This is a genomic window from Methylocella tundrae, assembly GCF_038024855.1.
Classification (GTDB): domain Bacteria; phylum Pseudomonadota; class Alphaproteobacteria; order Rhizobiales; family Beijerinckiaceae; genus Methylocapsa; species Methylocapsa tundrae.
Window position 1 is genome coordinate 1,810,998 of sequence record NZ_CP139089.1, and the last position, 18,156, is coordinate 1,829,153.

Sequence of the window (18,156 nt, forward strand, 5' to 3'; positions counted from 1 at the left end):
CGCCAGCAGCTCAGAACCGCTGCGTGACGCCTGCGAGAATCGTGCGCCGCAGGCCAAATTGCGGCGCGCCAACGCCAACGCCGCTGCCGTCGCGGATTTGATATTGGGCGTCGTTGAGGTTCAGCACATCAAGACGAAGCTCCGTGCCGGCGCCGAAGCCGAGATCGAGCTTTTGCACGATGCTGGCGTTGACGGCCGCATATTCAGGCAACGACGCGCCATTTGGAACAGTCGCAGTGCTGGCGCGAAGGCCGCTTTGCGCCACGAGATCGACGGAAACGCGCGTTGCGAATTTGGTCCCCTGATTGAAGGTGTAGGCGGCGCCAGCCGACGCCGTCCAGGTCTGGTCGTGATCGAGATGGATGTAGTTTTGCTGAATGTAGGCGAGTTCGTCCGGTGCGAAATTGAACTGCGAGGAAATGATGTTGATCCCCATCGCGCGTGAATAAGCGGCGTTGCCATAGATCGACCAAGGCCCCACGTCGTAGCTCGCTGTGAATTCGACGCCGCCGACCCGCGCGCGCGCATAGTTGAAGGCCGACAGGATGATCGGAGCGCCGAACTGGCCTTCGTCGATCAGATTGGTCGCCAGCTTGTAATATCCGTCGACGCCGACCGTGAAGCCAGGAACGACAAGCTGGGTGACGCCGAGGTCGAAATAATGCGAGCGCTCGGCCTTGACCGCATCATCCCGCGTGACCGATGGCGCGGCCGACGTATTGGCGAAAAGGCCGATGCTCGTCGGCGAGACGAGCTCGAATGGCGGCGGAACGAAATAGCGCGAATAGCCGGCGTGGATGGTCGTCGTTTCAGTCGCCCTCCACACCGCATTGATGCGCGGGCTGACCTGCGTCTCATTGGTATATTCATCGACCCCATCGAAGCGCAGGCCATAGTTCAGCGTCAGGACCGGCAGGATGCGCCATTCGTCCTGCAGATAGACGCCATAGAGGCCGCCGGTCTTGCCGCCATTGTCAACCACGCCGATCGGCTGATCCGATGTTGGGACGCCAGCGCCGTCTACAGGCAGGACGTTGGAAAATGTATTGTAGCTCGTGTGCTCAAGCTGAGCGAGGAAGCCGGCGCGCAACGTGTGGCTGTCATTGAGGCGCCAGCTGCCGTCAGCCTGCATTCCGCCTGCGAGGTTGGAGCGCTGCGCGCTCTGGGCGATGCCGTTGAACAGAAGATCGCCCGAAGGATCCGGCGCATAGGAGAGATTGCTGTTGCGCACAAAGGCCGAGATCTGCACATCCGCCGGCCCAAGGTGTTTTTGCAGGGAGATCACGCCGAACTGCGTGTTCTCACTCTGATTCTCATTGAGGGCGCCGCTGTTGAAGGTGCTGGCGCCTTTGACTGTGAGCCCGAGTTGCGGCGTCTGGCCCGGATTGTTCGGGATCTGAAATTGTCCATTGAAGGCGCCGCCGAACACGCTGACCCGCGTGTCCGGATCGATGATGGCGTTCATGATGGAAAAGCCGTGCCACTGCTCGGTATTATCGTGAAGCGCATTGAAGCTCGGCGCGGGGTTTTCGATGCCGCGCGCGTTTTGCAGATAATCGCCTGTGATGAACCAGTCGACCTTGTCATAGCGTCCGCCATATTCGAAGCTCGGCTGCGCCCAGGCGAAGGTCCCGCCATAGGCGGTAAGGCCAAGGCCCGGATTTGTGAGGCCCGTCTTGGTCTGGATGTCGAGCACGCCAGCGGTCTGAAAGCCATATTGCGCCGGCAGCGCCCCCGTAATCAGCGATATGCTGCGGGCAAAGCGCGTTTCGAGCGCCTGACCGAAAACGGAAAGCCCTTCGGGCAATTGCACGCCATTGATCCGATATTGCACGTTGGCGTGGTCGCCGCGCACATGCACCTGGCCGAAACTATCCTGCGCGACGCCGGGGGCCTGTAGCAGCACCTGATTCAAGGGGGCATTTTCGGCCTGCGGGATCGCCTGAAGGGCCTGCTGGTTGAAACTATAGGTGCTGGCGCCGAGGCTCGGCTGGATTTGCAGCCGAGCCTCATCGAGCTGTTGCGAGATAACCTCGATGGAATCGAGTGTGATCTGGCCGCCGCCGGGCGCCGCCACGGGCGAAGCGTCTGCTCCCGGCGGGAGCGCGCCAGCGACGGCCGGCCGCGCGGCAATCACCAGAGCTACAAGCAACATTGTTTGACGTATCGACATAGCCACCCCTCGAAACTAAAGCTCGGCATAAGAGTGAAACGTTATAATATTTCACTACCTGCGTCCAGAGCAACGGCTCGGCTCGCGCCAATGCCGCAGCCAAGGATTGAGGAGAGAGGAGATAGAGGGAAGCGGGGGGCGATCCTCGTTTCGCAGTCTGACGCTTGCGCCGCAGGTTTCAGACGGGGCGCTTCTCGCGGACCGCCGACGTGTAAAAAGCGGAGCGCCGCCGCACGGCTTCAAGAGCTGGCTGGATATTCACAAATCCAGCTTGCGCGTTGGCGCGGAGAGAGCCATTCTGAAAGCTTGACGGGGCTACGAGGCCCAAAAGGGCGAAACTCTCCGCCACCATTGGAGAAGCCATGATCATTGAATATGATTTCGGCAAGAAGGAGCGCCCGGCCGACAAGAAGTTCGGTAAGCCCACGGATGCCCACACCGTCAAGGTGACAGGCAACGCTCAGATCCATCTCGAGTTCGCCAATGCGCGCATTGCGAAACTTGAGGCGGCGCTGCGCAGCGCACAGGCGGCTGCGACCGCGCGGCCGAGCGAGTCCGGGCGCGAGCAAATCCTCGTCGACGCCGCTGAATACGCGCGCCTCTTGCGCTGCAAGGAGCTGGTCGCGGCCGCGCTGGCCGACAGCTGACGCGCGGGTCCTTCTGCGCTCCCATCTAGGCCGAAAAGGCGCAGGCGTTTTGAATGAAGACGGGCCGCCGAGGGCGCCCGGCTTTCAGCGCTTCCGCATCGTCCTCGCAGTGGAGGCGATCAGGGATAAGATGGCGCGGCTGCTTCAGCCTTGACCTTCGCGGGCGCCGTTTCGCTGAGCCGTGCGGCGTAACGCGCCATCAGATCGACTTCGAGATTGACCGCGTCGCCGGCGCGTTTACCGCCCCAGGTCGTGACATGCAGCGTATGAGGTATCAGCAGAATCGAGAACGCATCGCCCTTGACGCTATTGACGGTCAGCGACGTTCCGTCGAGTGAAACCGAGCCCTTTTCCGCGATGAAGCGCGACAAGCCATGGGGCGCGCGGATCCAGAAGCGCTTCATCCCGTCAAAATCCTCAATCGACAGAATTTCGGCGATTCCATCGATATGGCCGGTGACGATATGGCCTCCGAGTTCATCACCGATCTTGAGAGAGCGCTCAAGATTGATCTGTTCACCCCGCTTCCAGGTCGCGGCGGTGGTGCGCGCCAGCGTTTCGGCGGCGATATCCACGTCAAACCAGCTCTTGCCGTGCGCGATCCCAGACCCGACCACGGTCAGACAAGGACCGCCGCAAGCGATCGAAGCGCCAAGCGCGATCGACTCCGAAGGATAGGAACAAAGCACGCGCACGCGCCTTAAAGCTCCGCGCGGCTCGACGCTCGACACTTCGCCGACATCGCTGACGAGACCGGTGAACATGTTTATAAAATCCTTTCGCTGCGGGTCAGGGCGTCATCGCCAACCAGGCGCTTCTCAACGCTCTTGTAGCGTGCCGGGTCACCGAGCGCCGCCAGACTTTCGGCGTTCAATCCATTCCGGCCAGCCCGCGCCAGCGGCGCCGCGCTCCTTAGCACAATCACGTCGTCGGCGAGGCCGCGCGCGATCAGCGCATTCGCCAGTGTCGGGCCGCCTTCACAGAACAGCCGCGTCATTCCCCGTCCGGCAAGCAACTCGAGCGCCGCGCCAATGTCGGCGCGGCCAACTTCGTCGCGGCGCACGCGGGCAATTTCGACGCTCTTTGCCCGAAGCTGCGACGCTCGGGCCGCCGAGGCCCCCTCCCCGGTTATGACGAGCGTTGGATGGGCGCGGGCCGTTTCGGCCAGACGCGAATCGGGCGGCAGCGCGAGATCGCTGTCGAGCACGATCCGCAAAGGCTTTCGCGCCTCAAGCCCTGGAAGCCGCACGGTAAGCAGAGGATCATCCTCCAGAGCCGTCCGCGAACCGACGAGAATGCCGTCATGCAGAGAGCGAAGAATATGCACATAGCCATTGGCGGGCGCGCCTGTAATGGCAAGACGGGGCTCCCCGCGAAGAGCCGCGGCGAAGCCATCAGCGGTCAAGGCGAGCTTTAGCGTGATCATCGGGCGATTTTTTGTGACGCGAAGGACATGTCCGAGATTGGCGCGGAGCGCCGCCTCGGCGCAGACATTCCTTGTCACTTCGACGCCGGCGTCCGTCAGCATCCGGTAGCCGCGTCCGGCGACGCGCAAGTCAGGATCGCCGACGGCGGCGACGACACGAGCGATGCCCCCCCTGACGATGGCCTCGGCGCAGGGCGGCGTCGCGCCATGATGGCTGCAAGGCTCGAGGGTGACATAAAGCGTCGCGCCGCGGCTGCGCTCGCCCGCCTCGCGCAATGCTTCCGTCTCGGCGTGCGGGCGTCCGCCGGGCTTCGTCCAGCCACGGGCGAGAATGACTCCGTCCTTGACGATGAGCGCTCCGACGGCGGGGTTTGGCGCGCAGAGCCCGAGGCCGCGCCTCGCCAGCGCGATCGCAGCGGCCATGAGGCGCGCATCATCGGCCGCGACGTCGATCATGCCCGGCTCGGGGATCGCGTCTTTGGCGGCGGCCCGGCGTGAGGCTCATCCGCCGGCGCCGGCCTTCCGTCGATCGCAACATCATCGGCGTCAACGGCGCCGTCGAGTTCATCGATTAAGGCGTTGAAGTCGCGCGCCTCGCGAAAGTTGCGGTAGACGGAGGCGAAGCGCACATAAGCGACGCTGTCGAGGGCGCGAAGCCCTTCCATGACCAGTTCGCCGATCTGTTCGCTCTGGATTTCGTTTTCGCCCTGGCTTTCGAGCTGGCGCACGATGCCATTGACCATGCGCTCGACGCGTTCCGGCTCCACGGGGCGCTTGCGCAGCGCGATTTCAAGCGAGCGCATCAGTTTTTCGCGCTCGAACGGCGCCCGTCGCCCGGATTTTTTAAGGACCGTGAGTTCGCGTAGCTGGACGCGCTCGAAGGTCGTGAATCTGCCGCCACAGTCAGGACAGACGCGCCTCCGCCGAATGGCGGAGGCGTCATCTGTTGGCCGCGAGTCTTTCACCTGGGTTTCAAGACTGCCGCAGTAAGGACACCGCATCGCGGCGCAACCTCAGTAGATCGGGAAACGTCCTGTCAGTTCCAAAACAGCCGCTTTGACCTTGGCCTCGACGTCTGCGTTCGCGTCGCCATTGGTCGAGAGTCCGTCAAGCGTTTCGGCGATCAATTCGCCGATCTTCTTGAATTCGGCGACGCCAAACCCGCGCGACGTCGCCGCCGGAGCGCCGAGACGGATGCCCGAGGTGACCATCGGGCTCGCCGTGTCGAAGGGCACGCCGTTCTTGTTGCAGGTGATCGAGGCGCGTCCGAGAGAAGCCTCCGCCGCCTTGCCGGTCAGGTTCTTCGGCCGCAGATCGACGAGCATCAGATGATTGTCGGTGCCGCCCGAGGCGAGATCGAAGCCTGCGTCCTTGAGCGTCGAGGCGAGAGCCCGCGCGTTGTCGACGACCTGGCGCGCATAGACCTTGAAGTCAGGCCGCAAGGCCTCTCCAAACGCCACGGCTTTGGCGGCGATGACATGCATCAGGGGGCCGCCCTGAAGACCTGGGAACACCGCCGAGTTGATCTTCTTGGCGATGTCGGCGTCATTCGTCAGGATCAGGCCGCCGCGCGGGCCGCGCAGCGTCTTATGCGTCGTGGACGTGACGACATGCGCATGCGGGAACGGCGAGGGATGCACGCCGCCTGCGACCAGGCCGGCGAAATGCGCCATATCGACGAAGAAATAGGCTCCAACCGAATCGGCGATGGCGCGGAAGGCTGCGAAATCCCAGTGCCTCGGATAGCCGGAACCGCCGGCGATGATGATCTTTGGCTTGTGCTCCTCGGCAAGGCGGGCGACGGCCTCCATGTCGATGCGATGGTCGTCGCGGCGCACGCCATAGGGAACCGGCTTGAACCATTTGCCGGACAAATTGACCGGCGATCCATGCGTCAGATGCCCGCCGGCGGCGAGATCGAGGCCCATGAAGGCGTCGCCCGGCTGCATGAGCGCGAGAAACACCGCCTGATTGGCCTGGCTGCCGGAATTCGGCTGCACATTGGCGAATTTGCAGTCGAACAGTCGGGTGACGCGCTCGATCGCGAGGGTTTCGGCGATGTCGACGAACTGACAGCCGCCATAATAGCGGCGCCCCGGATAGCCTTCCGCGTATTTATTGGTGAGGATCGAACCCTGCGCCTCAAGGACGGCCTTGGAGACGATATTCTCTGAAGCGATCAGCTCAATTTCGTGCCGCTGACGGCCAAGCTCCAGTTCGATCGCCTGAGCGATTTCCGGATCGGCGTCCTTGAGATCCGCCGCGAAGAACGAATTGGAAGCGGGGCCTCCCTTTTCGGCATTGGCCTGGCTCATTGGAGAGCTCCTTATTTAGACGGAAAAGCAAAGAAAGCGATGGGTTGGAGAGCCGGCAGTTTCGCGCGGCGCGAAGTCTCCATGAATTGGCAATAGCATGTCATCTCGCCCGAGTGAAGGCTCGACCAGTCGGTTCAATTCGGCCAGCGCATCGCTCGCGGCGCCGCAGAAATCGGCATGCGCCGGCTTTGCAATTACGCCTTTCGGACTAAGACGTTGCGGCTAAGTCATTGTGGCAAAAGCCTGACGGGGCCGCGCCCCGCGAAGGCTCATCGCGCCGGGACGCCGAATGGACGCTGCGCCTGGCCATAAATGCGACAAAACGTCCGAGATGCGCCACATCATGGCTGGCGCATTTTTTTACGATCGGATGCCCAAATTATTCTTTGTAAGCCCTAAATTATTGTTGGTCGTCATCGCTTAATGGTTCGAGCGTCTTGGTGCTGACGGCGCTGACCGGACGCTGCGCATCGGGCTGGATGGCTTGCGGAAGCGGAGCCGACGCAGCATTGGTCGCGACAGGTCCAAAGCCATCCCGCTGATAAATGTCCTCGCGGAACTGAACGACGCCCTCCGGCGTGCCCCAGCCTGTTATGTAGACCCAATAAACCGGAACGGGTGTTGCGATCTTGGCGTCGATGCGCTGTCCCGAACGGATCGCTTCATCGATATGTTCGCGATCCCAGCCGGGCGTATCCTTCAACAGCCAGGTCACGTAATCGCGCACGTTCTGAACGCGGATGCAGCCTGAAGAGACGAAGCGGACATCATCGCCGAATACGCCTTTCTCCGGCGTGTCATGCATGTAAACGCCATATGGGTTGTTAATGTTGATGCGGACGACGCCGAGGGAATTGATGTCGCCGCCGGGATCCTGCCGGTAACGATAATTCGTCGCATCGAGGGTGTTCCAGTCGATCTCGCTCGGCTGAACTTCCTGATTATCCTTATTGAAGATCCGAATCTTGTGTTCGGTCAGATAATCGGGGTTCTTCTGCATGCGCGGGATGAGATCCTTGCGGATGATCGAGGCGGGCACGGTCCAATAGGGATTGAAATTGATGTCGATCGCCTTGGTCATCATGACCGGAGACTGGCGGTCGATCTTGCCGACGCCGGCGGCGTGATGCGTCGCGACGACGCCATTCTCCACCGTTTCGACAGCCATAGCGGGAATATTCGCCATGACGAAGCGCTCGCCGAGATTGCCGGAATAGGAGCGCAGACGAACCAGATTGATCTCCAGCTGATGCAGCCGGAAGTCCGCCGGGATATTGAGCGCGTCGAACGTTTCCTTCGAAACAATGCCGGTCTGGAGCAGACCGTGCCGAGCCTGGAAATGTTTGACGCCGGCCTCGACGAAAGAATCAAAAATCGGCGCGGCGCCGACGGAGACGTCAAGATCGCCCGACGCCGCGAGGCGTTTGCGCAGAGCTATGACAGTGGGGCCGCTGACGCCGAGCCTCAGCACACGCGTCGCGTTGACCGGCTCCCATCCACCCTTGGCGACGATTTGCTGATAAACTTCAATCGCCTGTTCGGTCGCGGCCAAGGTTTGCGGCGAAAGCACGGGCGTGTTGGAGCGCGTGATCGCCAATCGGGGATCGGCGTCGTAGCGCTGCGCCCATTCGGCCTGATCGCCGAAAGCCGGGCCGGCGAAGGCGCTGGGGGAAGGACATAGCCAAAAGCCGGCCAGCAAGGCGGCGACGGCCGGTCCCCGCCGCAAGATGGGACGCGAGGCGTCAAGCAAATTTGTTATCAATTTGAACTCCAACCTTCGGATCCGCAATCTCGTTTCTCCCGCTTTCGCCGCCGCCGTGGCGAAGCGCCGCAATATGGCGCCATAGCCGAAACGCCGCCCTTTCCCGAAAAGGATCGGCCAAAGCTGAATAAACGCTGCTCATCATGCTTCAGAGGCGGATGCAAAACAAAGGGACGTGAAAGTCCGCCTCTCGGATTTGATGCATTTCCTTAGCATCTCGATGGTTAATAAGACACAAATAGGGCGGCAATTGTAAGGCAGAGGCAAGCTTGCGCGCGCGCCGGACGACCGGGCCCGAACGCTTCCGCAAGCGTTGCAAGAACAAAGGGAAAAGGAATTGCCGGGATTTGCCGGCGAGCGTGCGGAGCACGGTGAATTTCTTCGCGCCGCCCTGCCCCAATCTGAAGCGTTGCTGCAATCGGACGCAAAGCGCTCGCCCGATGCGCAAGCGCCGCTCTCCGCGAGGCGGCGCCGGTCCGGCGCAAGCCCGAAGCGCCGCGAGCCCGGCGCATTGCCCCGCGATGCAGAGGCATTTCCACCACTGCCCTCGATCATCCTCGATCATGATGCCGAAAAGCTGCAGACTTTTTGGACCCACATCATGCGTTATAACAAAGGCTTAAGACCGGAATACGATTCCGTTCAAACGCATTCTGCTCTAAAGCCGGTATCTGATCTGATCCGTCCAGAACCGTTCGAGCCGCACCAGCGATTGATTGAGGCGTTTGAATTCCTCCGAGCTGATGCCGCCGATCTGCTCCACCGTGGTGACATGCTTATCGTAAAGTCCGCCGACGACGTCATGAACGTCGCGGCCCTTCTCGGTCAGGCTAATGCGCACCGCGCGACGGTCGATGCGTGAGCGGGCATGATGAAGGTAGCCCGTCTCGACGAGCTTTTTGACATTGTAGGATACGTTCGAGCCGAGGTAATAACCACGCGTGCGTAATTCACCCGCCGTCAGCTCCTTGTCGCCGATATTGTACAAAAGAAGCGCTTGCACCGAGTTCACATCGCTGCGTCCGCGGCGGTCGAATTCATCCTTGATCACATCGAGAAGGCGCCGATGCAGGCGCTCGACGAGCGTCAGCGATTCGAGATAGAACGGCCGAACTTCCGCTGATTGTTCGGTGCGCGTCTGCATCGCTTCGCTCTTTAGAGCATTACCCATGACATGTCCTCGCCTCTAAGCTACTGCAGCGCCGATGCGATCGGCGCACCATGCCGCCAAGTATACCGCCTTACCCGTGAAGATCTGCTTAAATAACAAAATAACTCAGAAGTTTACAATATCCCGAAAAATGCCTTTTATTTAAAATATGCCTACAAATGGAATTAAACGCTCCCTGATGTCGCTTTATTAATTATACATAATATTTATTTATTCGGATTTATATACAATATATTAAGCAAAATAATTATTATTAACCACACAGTCTACCCCAACATTTAGCAACAAGATCTGAACAAGCTCTGAAAAACGACAGGAAAAACAACAGGAACAGAATCGATTAACTTTAGCCTTTTTAAGCTTGTCGCTGCTTCGCCTTGCGCGGAACTGGAGCCTTCGCAGAGCTGATCATTTCAACGCGCCCGCCCGCGCGATGCCTGACCGGCCGGTTCCCCACGAAAAAGCGCTCGCCATCGGCAATTGGCGCATGCTCATTGTTGTGCCGCACAGGCGTAAGATTCTCGCTCACCAAAGTCGCCGGCTTGAACGCCGCCCGAGGTGATCGACGCATATGCTGTCGAGCCGGGCTGGTTCCGAAAGCAGTCACGACGCTTCCGAAGGAGACCGGGCGCAGATCGCGGCCCGCCGCGTCGCAACAGCCGGGGCCCTCCAGGGGCCACAGCGGGCTCTCCGAAACATTGCGCAAGCACGATTTGGATTTGAACAGCCGCTTTGCCTGCGGCAGCCGCCCGCAACATCGGTCGGGGTCCGCTCATAAGCGTCAGCGCCTTCAATGCGCTTAAACGAAACCGGCGGCCACGGAGCGCCCGAGCGCCGATTTCGTCTTCCCGATGCGGGCGTGGGATCACACCTTCAGATAATCATAGACCACTTCGCCAAGCCCGAGCGTCAAATCGGTAACAAAGTGCGTCGCCGAAACGACGCCGCGCACCGGCAGCCGCGCGACATCGCACATCGCATGTTCAAACAGTTCTATGGCCGCGGGGCCAGACCAGGCGCCTTTCACCGTGACGTCCTCACAGTAATAGCGCACGAGCTCGCAGATGCGCGGCGTGCAATCGACATGTGGAATGATCTTGATCATGAAATTCGGCTTGGCGAGGCTTTTCAACAGCGGCGCCGTGTCGATCTCGCGATGCTTATAGCCCATGGTGGCGGAAACGCAGAGCACCGATCCGTAATGCAGGGTAGCGACCAGCGTCTCGCTCTCATGAGAGATTTTGGGGCTCGCCAATTTCTTGGGGAAGCCCCAGATCTCGCGGCCGCCCGCGATCGGCGAATTATCGTCGAGATACATGGCGTGGACATAGCCGCCTTCCTGAACCACGCCGTCCGCGCCGGTGAACCGCACGGGGATGACCTGCCCCGTCTCGGTATAATCGCCAAAACCCGTCGAATCCGGCATGCGAATGAACTCATAATTGACGGTGTCGCCAATGACCTCGAGCGGTTCGGGAACAACTTCACGCAACGCGTCTGGATCGGTCCGGTAGCTGATGACGATAAATTCGCGATTGTAGAATTTATACGGCCCGCGCGGATAGGCGGGGTCGTTCAACGGCATCGCGAAAGCTTTTTGACGAACGTCGGCAAGTTTCATGGGGTCGCTCTTTCTCGAAGCGGCGTTATATAAGTCTCTCTTTGTCAGTTCCACGCGGCAATCGAGCATTGGAGCGTTTGCGTCCAATGGTCGAAACGCGCAGCGGGCGCTGAAGACTTAGTGCGCGCCCGCCGCCGTATAGTCCCATGGGATGAACGGTTCGGCAAACCCGCAGGCGGGACTGACGCCCCCCGTTCCAGCGCACGGAGCGCCCTCTCCCGTCGATTTAAATGTGAAATCGCCGTGCGCCGGATCCTTGAAATTCGGATCGACGTCAAACAGCGAATGCACGTCTTGCGAAAAGGGAGGCGATCGCCACTCGTCAATCGACATTTTGCCGCCGTAATCTACATAATCGACGATCGTTTTGCCGCGCTCGAAATACATGTTGTAATCATTTTTATAGAACTGATTTCGGTTGCGCACGTCGAGGTTGTGCTGAAAAGGCGCCGCCGGGCCGCCGGGCTGATCAATAACGATGATGTTCCGGGTGAAACGCAAAAACGGTTGCGGCCCTTCGATAGGTATCGCCCACGGACTATTTGGGTCTCCGGCGCCATAAAAAGCCTGCGCGGCAAAATCTTTCGGATATTTGAAGCCGGCCGGGACGAAGCCGTAATATATATTATTCCAGTAATCGTCGCGCATGTTGCCGGTATGTTGCATCAGCCTGTTCGGATATCCTGGATGAACCGGGTCGAGGCTGTTCAGATTATAGAAGAGATTGTTGCTTTCATCGATACCGGAGGCGTCATTGCCGTCGTGATAGTCGAGCACTCCGTCGAAGCCGTGGGCGCGCCGAGTTGGCGTCTTCCCGTCAAACGTCAGCCACGCGCCCGAACTGACGTCATGAACGTTGTTGCCGATGATCGACATGCGTGGCTTCGCGCCGTCTCCGTCCTGGGGCCCACGCACATAAAGACAGCCAAAATCATTGACCATTGATCCGCCGGGCACAGGAACGCCTGCCGGGTTCTTTTCATAGCCGCAGTTGGAAATGTCATTATAGGCGATCGTCGTCCCGAAGCTACCGATGCTATAGAGACTATTTCTGTTGGCGGGCAGCGCATGGTCCCAATCGCTGCCTACGGCGATGCCGAACGACGGGCTGTTGCGGATGGTATTGTGGGATATCGTGAACGATTGCGCATGCGTGATGGCGATCCCCGCAACCCCTGTGCTCAGAAGGCCAAAGTCGTCCATTGTGCTATTTATCACGCTGAGACAGCAATTGCTTGCGTCGAAGGGCGAATCCGGCGTTGTCGGCCCGTCAAAGTTGAAGCCGGTGTAAGCAGTTCTCGAAGAATATTTGTAATTCGCGACGCGGTCCGCCATATAGCCGCCGGCGATGATCGGAGCGCCGCCGAGATCGGAAAAGGAACTGTTGCGGATTGTCACATGGTTCGATCCGAAGCTCGTCAGAATGCCGCTCTCGCCGAAATGCGTGAAGGCGTCATGATCGAAAAGGACGTTTTCAGCGCCGACCGTGACGATCCCCGAACTCAGCGTATTGGCATGGTTGCTCTCGACGCCCATGATGCCGCCGGTATTGCCGGCGAGGTCGAATGCGCCGGAATAAAGCGTTGACTGGGTATGTGAAAAGGTGATTCCGGAAAACGCGATGTTGCCGGCGGGAACGCCCGTCGGTCCGCCCGCCGCACGGCTGTTCGAAATGAGCATCAATTGCAGAAGGCGCGGCGCGATGACCTTGATGTTGGAGCATGTCTCGCCCGGGCGCGGAACGTAAGTCAGGACGCCAGTCTGTCTGTTGAGATACATCTCGCCGGGGCCAATGTCTTCAAAGCGATTCCACCGCCGCCAGGCATGCCCGGGGTAGAGCTTGGCCGGGATCATGACGTGGCTGTTTAGAGTCACGGTCTGGCCCTTATCGTCGATCGACTGCACCGGAATGATGTCCGAGCTCGCGCCGCCGGTCGGAATCTGGATCTTGATGTCGGTTACGTTGGTCCATGAGCTTGACAGCTCCGGATCGGCGCCGGCGTTAAAGCCAAATCGGTTCAGGGACGGTCTCACGGCCGTGCTCACGCGGTCTGCCGCATTGACCGCTTGCACGTTGTCCTGAAGGGGCAGCGCTCCGCTCGCCTGCGCCAGCAGCGCCGCTCCCCCGGGCGAAGCGCCGAGTTCGACATCATTGTCCGACATCGACAAGATCCAGTAGGACCGGTTTGCGCGGAAGCCAAAGCCGGCCTTGTTGAACGCTATGGCGCTGCCGACGCCGCCGGGAAGCGCCGCAGCGCTCGTCAAGCGGATCGTTTTCGAACCTTCCGTAAAAGTTGCGATCTGAGTCGTCGGAACGGCCGAACCGCCCTCGCGCATGTGAAACCAGTCGCTGCCCCTGCGCGGCCGGATGGGTTCGGACGCACGCACGCCATTGACCCAGATTTCTCCGAAGTAGTAATTCGCATTGACTTGCGTAAATGGCCTTGGCCCCGGGATCTCCGCCTGACAGACGTTTGAAAGCCCGAGCGCCGGAAGATCGGCCGGATGCAAGAGCTCCGTAATGTCGGTTCCTCCGCTCCAGACGACCGTCTCGCCGGGATAGGCCGCGTAGGTGACGACGTGACCTGCGCCAGCGCCGTCGTCTGGCGTGAAGGTCACCGTCTCCGGCAGGAAATAAGTCCCGCCGCGAAACAGCACCGTCCAGTCGCGGCTCTGTCCCGCTCCCGTCAGTTTCGTTCTGAGGGCCGCCCGCGCGCGATCGACGGTCGCATAGGGCTTGTCGAAACTACCTTCGCCCGCGACGTCGTCGCCCCCGGGTGAAACAAACACATCAGCGGAGACAGGCGGCTCGGCGGCGCGGGCGCCCGGGGCCAGCGCGAGAGCGAGCATCGCAAGCCCCCAGAAGATGTGCTTGATCATCGACGACTCCATAACATCGCGCGCATATATTGCGCCAAATGAGGCGCGGCCTGAGCGCGGCCGGAGGGCCTCCCCAGGTAAACAGGCGGGGACGCAGGCCAAGGTTGCAGTGCAGTAAAATCGATAAGCGGCCTAAAAGGCAAGGCCCGCCCACGGCGGTTTGCCGATGGCGCGGCGTGGCGAAAGCACCTGGAAAAAGCGCAAAAACGGTCTGGAAAACGCCGACCCGTTCACGAGATTTTGCTGACGACATGGCTCGCCGGGCGCGGACTGGTGCGGACGACGGGAATCGAACCCGTATGACCAAGGTCGAGGGATTTTAAGTCCCTTGCGTCTACCAATTTCGCCACGTCCGCCTTCGCCTCGACCGCTTTACGCGCTGCCGGAGGCGCAGACAAGGCGCCAGATCGGATCTTGCCTTCAGACCCGCCCGGTCTCGGAAATCGGCGCCTGAAAGCTGAGGCCAAGATCCCAGGGAAAATAGATCCAGGTGTCCTGCGAGACTTCCGTGATATAAGTGTCAACGAGCGGACCGCCGAGCGGCTTTGCGTAAACCGTCGCTATATGGGCTTTCGGCAGCAGCGCCCGGACGATTTTGACGGTCGCTCCAGTGTCGGCAAGATCATCGACCACGAGAACGCCGCTTCCCTCATCGCGGCCGACGTCCGGCGAGACGCCTTTCAGCACCTTGACCTGGCCCCGAACGTTCTCGTCCACATAACTCGTCACGCAGAAAGTGTCGATGAGGCGAAGGTTCAGTTCGCGGGCGACGATCGCCGCCGGCACCAGGCCGCCCCGCGTCACCGCCACCATGCCGTAGAACGGGCCGCTGGCGCTGAGCCGCCAGGCAAGCGCGCGCGCATCGCGATGAAACTGGTCCCATGACACATGAAAGGCCTTGCGCGTATTGGGCTGCGGCGAATCGGGCATCGAGACTCAGACCTGCTCGTTCATGAGGCGCGCCACCAGAGCTTCGACGGCGGCGGCGGCGGCGGCGACCTTCCCGATATCTTTGCCGCGCACGACGATCTCGTTGCGGAAGGCGCCATCCTGGAAGGATGGATAAGAGCCGATCGAAAGCTCTGGATTTGCTTTTGCCACATCAGTCAATCCGGCCGCGTAAGCTCCCTCCGGAAGACCGCCCGCCTCGATCGTTTTCGCCACCACTTTGGCGCCCGTGACGAGTTTCTCCGCGACGCGATCCAGCATCGACTGCATGATCGCCGGAACGCCCGCCATGACGATGACATTGCCGATCCAAAAGCCCGGCGCCTTCGAGATATCGTTCTCGATCAACCTGGCGCCGTGCGGGATGCGCGCCATGCGCCGGCGCGCTTCGTTGAGAGCTTCAGGTTTTATCCGTTCCAGCAGCAGCTTGATCGCGCGCGGATCTTCGCCGATGCCGACGCCCAACGCGGCGGCGACGGCGTCGGCCGTGATGTCGTCATGCGTCGGGCCGATGCCGCCGGTCGTAAAGACATAGTCATAGCGCGCGCGCAATGCGTTGAGCGCCGCGACGATCTCGTCGGCGATATCGCCGACGACCCGGATCTCGCGCAGGTCGATGCCGATCTTGGCGAGGTAATCGGCGATATAGCCGCTGTTTGCGTCCTTCGTGCGCCCCGACAGGATCTCGTCCCCGATGACGAGAACAGCGGCCGTCACCGAAGCTTTTTGGGTCATGTGCGGGTCAGCCTGCCAGGCGCAGCCAGCCCATGGGGCCGGGACCGGGTCTGCTCGAAAGCCTCTGCCTCGATGGCAAATTCAGTACCTCGCGACGATCGGCGCGGGAGCGCCCCAGTTGAAGTGATAATTTATGCCGGCGCGGACGATATTGCCATTGAAGCGCGCCGTGGACAACGGACCGCTCGAATAGAGCAAATCGCCTCCTGGGGCAAACGCCAGCGGGGAGAGAGCGTTGCTGACCGAGCCGAGATTATAATAGAGATATTCGGCCTTCACGCTCCAGTTGGGGAGGAACATCCATTCCAGGCCGCCCCCGACCGCCCAGCCGACCTGCGTTTTGGTATGGACTCCGAAAGAGCCAAATGCCGGATCAAAGGGCTGGTTTGCCTGAAAGATGTTGGTTCCGGTCTGGACTTCGCCATAGGCTAGTCCGCCATCTCCATAAATCAGCAGAGTCGGCGTCACGAGGTAGCCAAGGCGGGCGCGCACAGTGCCGAGGTAATCAAGCTTGTTGGTCGACTGCACGGTCGACACGATGGTTTCGTCCGGGAAGCCGGCAGGAACGCCGCTACCGCTGAACGAGCCGGTGGAGCTGCTTCCAGTAACGCCCTGAATATCCGCCTCGAGGCCGACGACAAAGCTCGTCGCTAACTGATAATTGTAGCCGACCTGGAAGCCGCCGATGAAACCGCTGGAGTTGACAGGAGCAGAACCGCTGGCGAGGCCCGTTGAAAGAGCAAGTTCGGTGGACCAGGTGGGGGCCGCAAAATACGGCGACGCCGTCGTGTTGACGCTTTTGTTGGCCGCCCACTCATATCCGGCGTTGAGACCCATATAGAGGCCGGTCCAGGCCGGTGGCGGCGACACCGCCGGCGGCGGGGCTTGCATGGGCAGGTCGGCGGCGAAGGCGGCTCCCGTAAAGGCCATGGCGCCGGCCGAAGCCAAGATAACGTAGCGTAACATCATAACCCCCCCCGAGATCGAGCATCGCGAATGAAGGAAATCTACGTCGACTGACGCTATTCATCAATAATAGCTTGGATCCGCTGCGATGTTATCTTCCATGCAGTGGCAAAAACACAACGAAACAGCTGGCGGCAACTGAGATTTCTTGATGCAAATGGTTTGTCTTGCCGAGCAGAGCTTCACTCACCCAAAAGGTGCAATATGACCGCGCGCCGATGCGGCGCCCGCCGATGTTCGAATATATAGATTCCCTGCCAGGCTCCCAGCGTCATCGCGCCCGAAGCTACCGGAATCGAGAGCTGAACCTGCGTCAGCGCGGCGCGAATATGAGCCGGCATGTCGTCGAGCCCCTCCGCATTGTGCGCATAGAGCGCCGCATCCTCGGGCGCGATCCGCTCGAAGAAAGCGGCAAGATCCTTCTGAACGTCGGCGTCCGCGTTCTCCTGGATCAGAAGCGACGCCGAGGTGTGCCGGCAGAACAAGGTCAAAAGCCCTGTCGAGATCCCTTCCCCGCTGACGAAGGCCGCGACATCGCGCGTTATTTCAGTGAGGCCCTTGCCCCTGGTTTGAATTTCCAGCTGGCGCAGAGCCTGCCGCATCAGCGCACCTCGAAGTCATGCGGGGCCACGCCGCTCAGTCCTTCGAGCGTGAAATGCCACCATTCTTTTTCAAAATTCACGAAGCCGCGTCTCTGCATCAAGGCGCCGAGCTCCGCGCGATTTTGTTTCGCGTCATCGGGGATCGCGGGATCGCGCGTGCCCGAAGCTTCGTCGAAGAGATCGAACGGCGTGCCGAAATCCATCCCGATGAGGGCGAGATCGACGGCGATCCCGGTCGAATGGGCGGAGGCCCTGGCGATATAACCAAGCTCGAACAGAGCCGCCTTGTCGAGATGCGGGTAATAGGCGGCCTTCATTGTCTGATCGGAAGGGTCGGCCGCCCAGGCGATGAACGCCGCGGTCGCCCGCTGCGGCCGGTAACAATCATAGACGACAAGGCTTCGCCCCGCCCTTTCGGCATCCTTCTGCACGGCGGCCAGCGCTTCCGCGACCTCGCGGCGCAGCCAGCATTGCGCCGCGCAATAGCCGGGAACAGGACGCCCCATGAAATTCTCAGGCCCAGCGTAACGCATATCCTGACGGATGCGCGGCGCGACGTCAGCCAGCCGCACGAAATCGGGCGGCGGCTCTCCTTCCGGTTTAGCCTTGGCGCCGCACCGGGAGCCAAGCGTCAAAAGGGTGACAGCGGGCGCATTCGTGTCGCTCATCATTACTCCCTGTCCCGCCGGCGCTCCGACGGCGCCCCTCCACACCCGGCCCAAGGGCAAAATGCGAGATCAATCTGGCAAAAGCGTCGGCCGGCGAAAGCTTCAAAAAAGCCTTTGATGGTCTGCTTGTTCTTCGTCTTCGGCTCGACGGCGGCCTGGCGCAAGCTTGTCAGCATGTCCGGCTGATAATTCGTAGAAATCAGGCGGCTCCATGGCGAGCTCTCCAGATGGATCTTGTTGCA

15 protein-coding genes and 1 tRNA gene are annotated in these 18,156 nt (G+C 60.6%); 1 reads left to right on the forward strand and 15 read right to left on the reverse strand.

Features of this window, described 5'->3' with window-relative positions:
• Nucleotides 1-10: 10 nt before the first annotated feature.
• Nucleotides 11-2,155, reverse strand: a complete 2,145-nt coding sequence (locus SIN04_RS10775; RefSeq protein ID WP_197731967.1) for a TonB-dependent receptor — start codon at nucleotides 2,153-2,155, stop codon at nucleotides 11-13.
• A gap of 380 nt (nucleotides 2,156-2,535) precedes the next feature.
• Here SIN04_RS10775 and SIN04_RS10780 point away from each other — a divergent pair, with 380 nt between their 5' ends.
• Entirely contained in the window at nucleotides 2,536-2,820 is a 285-nt protein-coding gene (locus tag SIN04_RS10780) for a hypothetical protein (RefSeq protein ID WP_134489040.1), read from the forward strand.
• Between the two features lie 119 nt (nucleotides 2,821-2,939).
• Here SIN04_RS10780 and SIN04_RS10785 read toward each other — a convergent pair whose 3' ends face one another.
• From SIN04_RS10785 to SIN04_RS10850, 14 genes are all read right to left on the reverse strand, one after another.
• Nucleotides 2,940-3,584 carry a riboflavin synthase gene (locus tag SIN04_RS10785; RefSeq protein ID WP_134489042.1) on the reverse strand — a complete coding sequence of 215 codons (645 nt, stop codon included), beginning with the start codon at nucleotides 3,582-3,584 and terminating at the stop codon, nucleotides 2,940-2,942.
• Nucleotides 3,585-3,586: 2 nt separating this feature from the next.
• On the reverse strand, nucleotides 3,587-4,702 hold the full coding sequence (gene ribD, locus SIN04_RS10790) for a bifunctional diaminohydroxyphosphoribosylaminopyrimidine deaminase/5-amino-6-(5-phosphoribosylamino)uracil reductase RibD (RefSeq protein ID WP_134489044.1): 1,116 nt from the start codon (nucleotides 4,700-4,702) through the stop codon (nucleotides 3,587-3,589).
• Nucleotides 4,699-5,247, reverse strand: coding sequence for a transcriptional regulator NrdR (nrdR, locus tag SIN04_RS10795; RefSeq protein WP_134489046.1), 549 nt, complete (start codon nucleotides 5,245-5,247; stop codon nucleotides 4,699-4,701). Before nrdR ends, ribD begins: the two co-directional genes overlap by 4 nt.
• A gap of 12 nt (nucleotides 5,248-5,259) precedes the next feature.
• Complete coding sequence (glyA, locus tag SIN04_RS10800; RefSeq protein ID WP_134489048.1) at nucleotides 5,260-6,561, reverse strand: serine hydroxymethyltransferase; 1,302 nt, start codon at nucleotides 6,559-6,561, stop codon at nucleotides 5,260-5,262.
• 400 nt (nucleotides 6,562-6,961) lie between these two features.
• A complete protein-coding gene (locus SIN04_RS10805; RefSeq protein ID WP_423136026.1) occupies nucleotides 6,962-8,320 on the reverse strand; it encodes a L,D-transpeptidase family protein in 1,359 nt (452 codons plus the stop codon).
• Between the two features lie 661 nt (nucleotides 8,321-8,981).
• Nucleotides 8,982-9,494, reverse strand: a complete 513-nt coding sequence (ldtR, locus tag SIN04_RS10810; protein ID WP_134489050.1) for a transcriptional regulator LdtR — start codon at nucleotides 9,492-9,494, stop codon at nucleotides 8,982-8,984.
• An 865-nt stretch (nucleotides 9,495-10,359) separates the two neighbouring features.
• Entirely contained in the window at nucleotides 10,360-11,115 is a 756-nt protein-coding gene (locus SIN04_RS10815) for an acetoacetate decarboxylase (protein ID WP_134489052.1), read from the reverse strand.
• A gap of 117 nt (nucleotides 11,116-11,232) precedes the next feature.
• Nucleotides 11,233-13,995 (reverse strand): right-handed parallel beta-helix repeat-containing protein, encoded by a 2,763-nt coding sequence (locus SIN04_RS10820; protein ID WP_166795912.1) that lies wholly within the window; start codon nucleotides 13,993-13,995, stop codon nucleotides 11,233-11,235.
• Between the two features lie 271 nt (nucleotides 13,996-14,266).
• Nucleotides 14,267-14,351: transfer RNA gene (locus SIN04_RS10825), tRNA-Leu, on the reverse strand.
• Between the two features lie 64 nt (nucleotides 14,352-14,415).
• Nucleotides 14,416-14,925, reverse strand: a complete 510-nt coding sequence (gene gpt, locus SIN04_RS10830; RefSeq protein WP_134489056.1) for a xanthine phosphoribosyltransferase — start codon at nucleotides 14,923-14,925, stop codon at nucleotides 14,416-14,418.
• A gap of 6 nt (nucleotides 14,926-14,931) precedes the next feature.
• Nucleotides 14,932-15,678 carry a competence/damage-inducible protein A gene (locus SIN04_RS10835; RefSeq protein ID WP_134489058.1) on the reverse strand — a complete coding sequence of 249 codons (747 nt, stop codon included), beginning with the start codon at nucleotides 15,676-15,678 and terminating at the stop codon, nucleotides 14,932-14,934.
• Nucleotides 15,679-15,759: 81 nt separating this feature from the next.
• On the reverse strand, nucleotides 15,760-16,647 hold the full coding sequence (locus SIN04_RS10840; RefSeq protein WP_341264435.1) for an outer membrane protein: 888 nt from the start codon (nucleotides 16,645-16,647) through the stop codon (nucleotides 15,760-15,762).
• A 179-nt stretch (nucleotides 16,648-16,826) separates the two neighbouring features.
• Entirely contained in the window at nucleotides 16,827-17,246 is a 420-nt protein-coding gene (locus SIN04_RS10845; RefSeq protein ID WP_134489062.1) for a secondary thiamine-phosphate synthase enzyme YjbQ, read from the reverse strand.
• A complete protein-coding gene (locus SIN04_RS10850; protein WP_134489064.1) occupies nucleotides 17,246-17,914 on the reverse strand; it encodes a M15 family metallopeptidase in 669 nt (222 codons plus the stop codon). Before SIN04_RS10850 ends, SIN04_RS10845 begins: the two co-directional genes overlap by 1 nt.
• Nucleotides 17,915-18,156 lie beyond the last annotated feature (242 nt).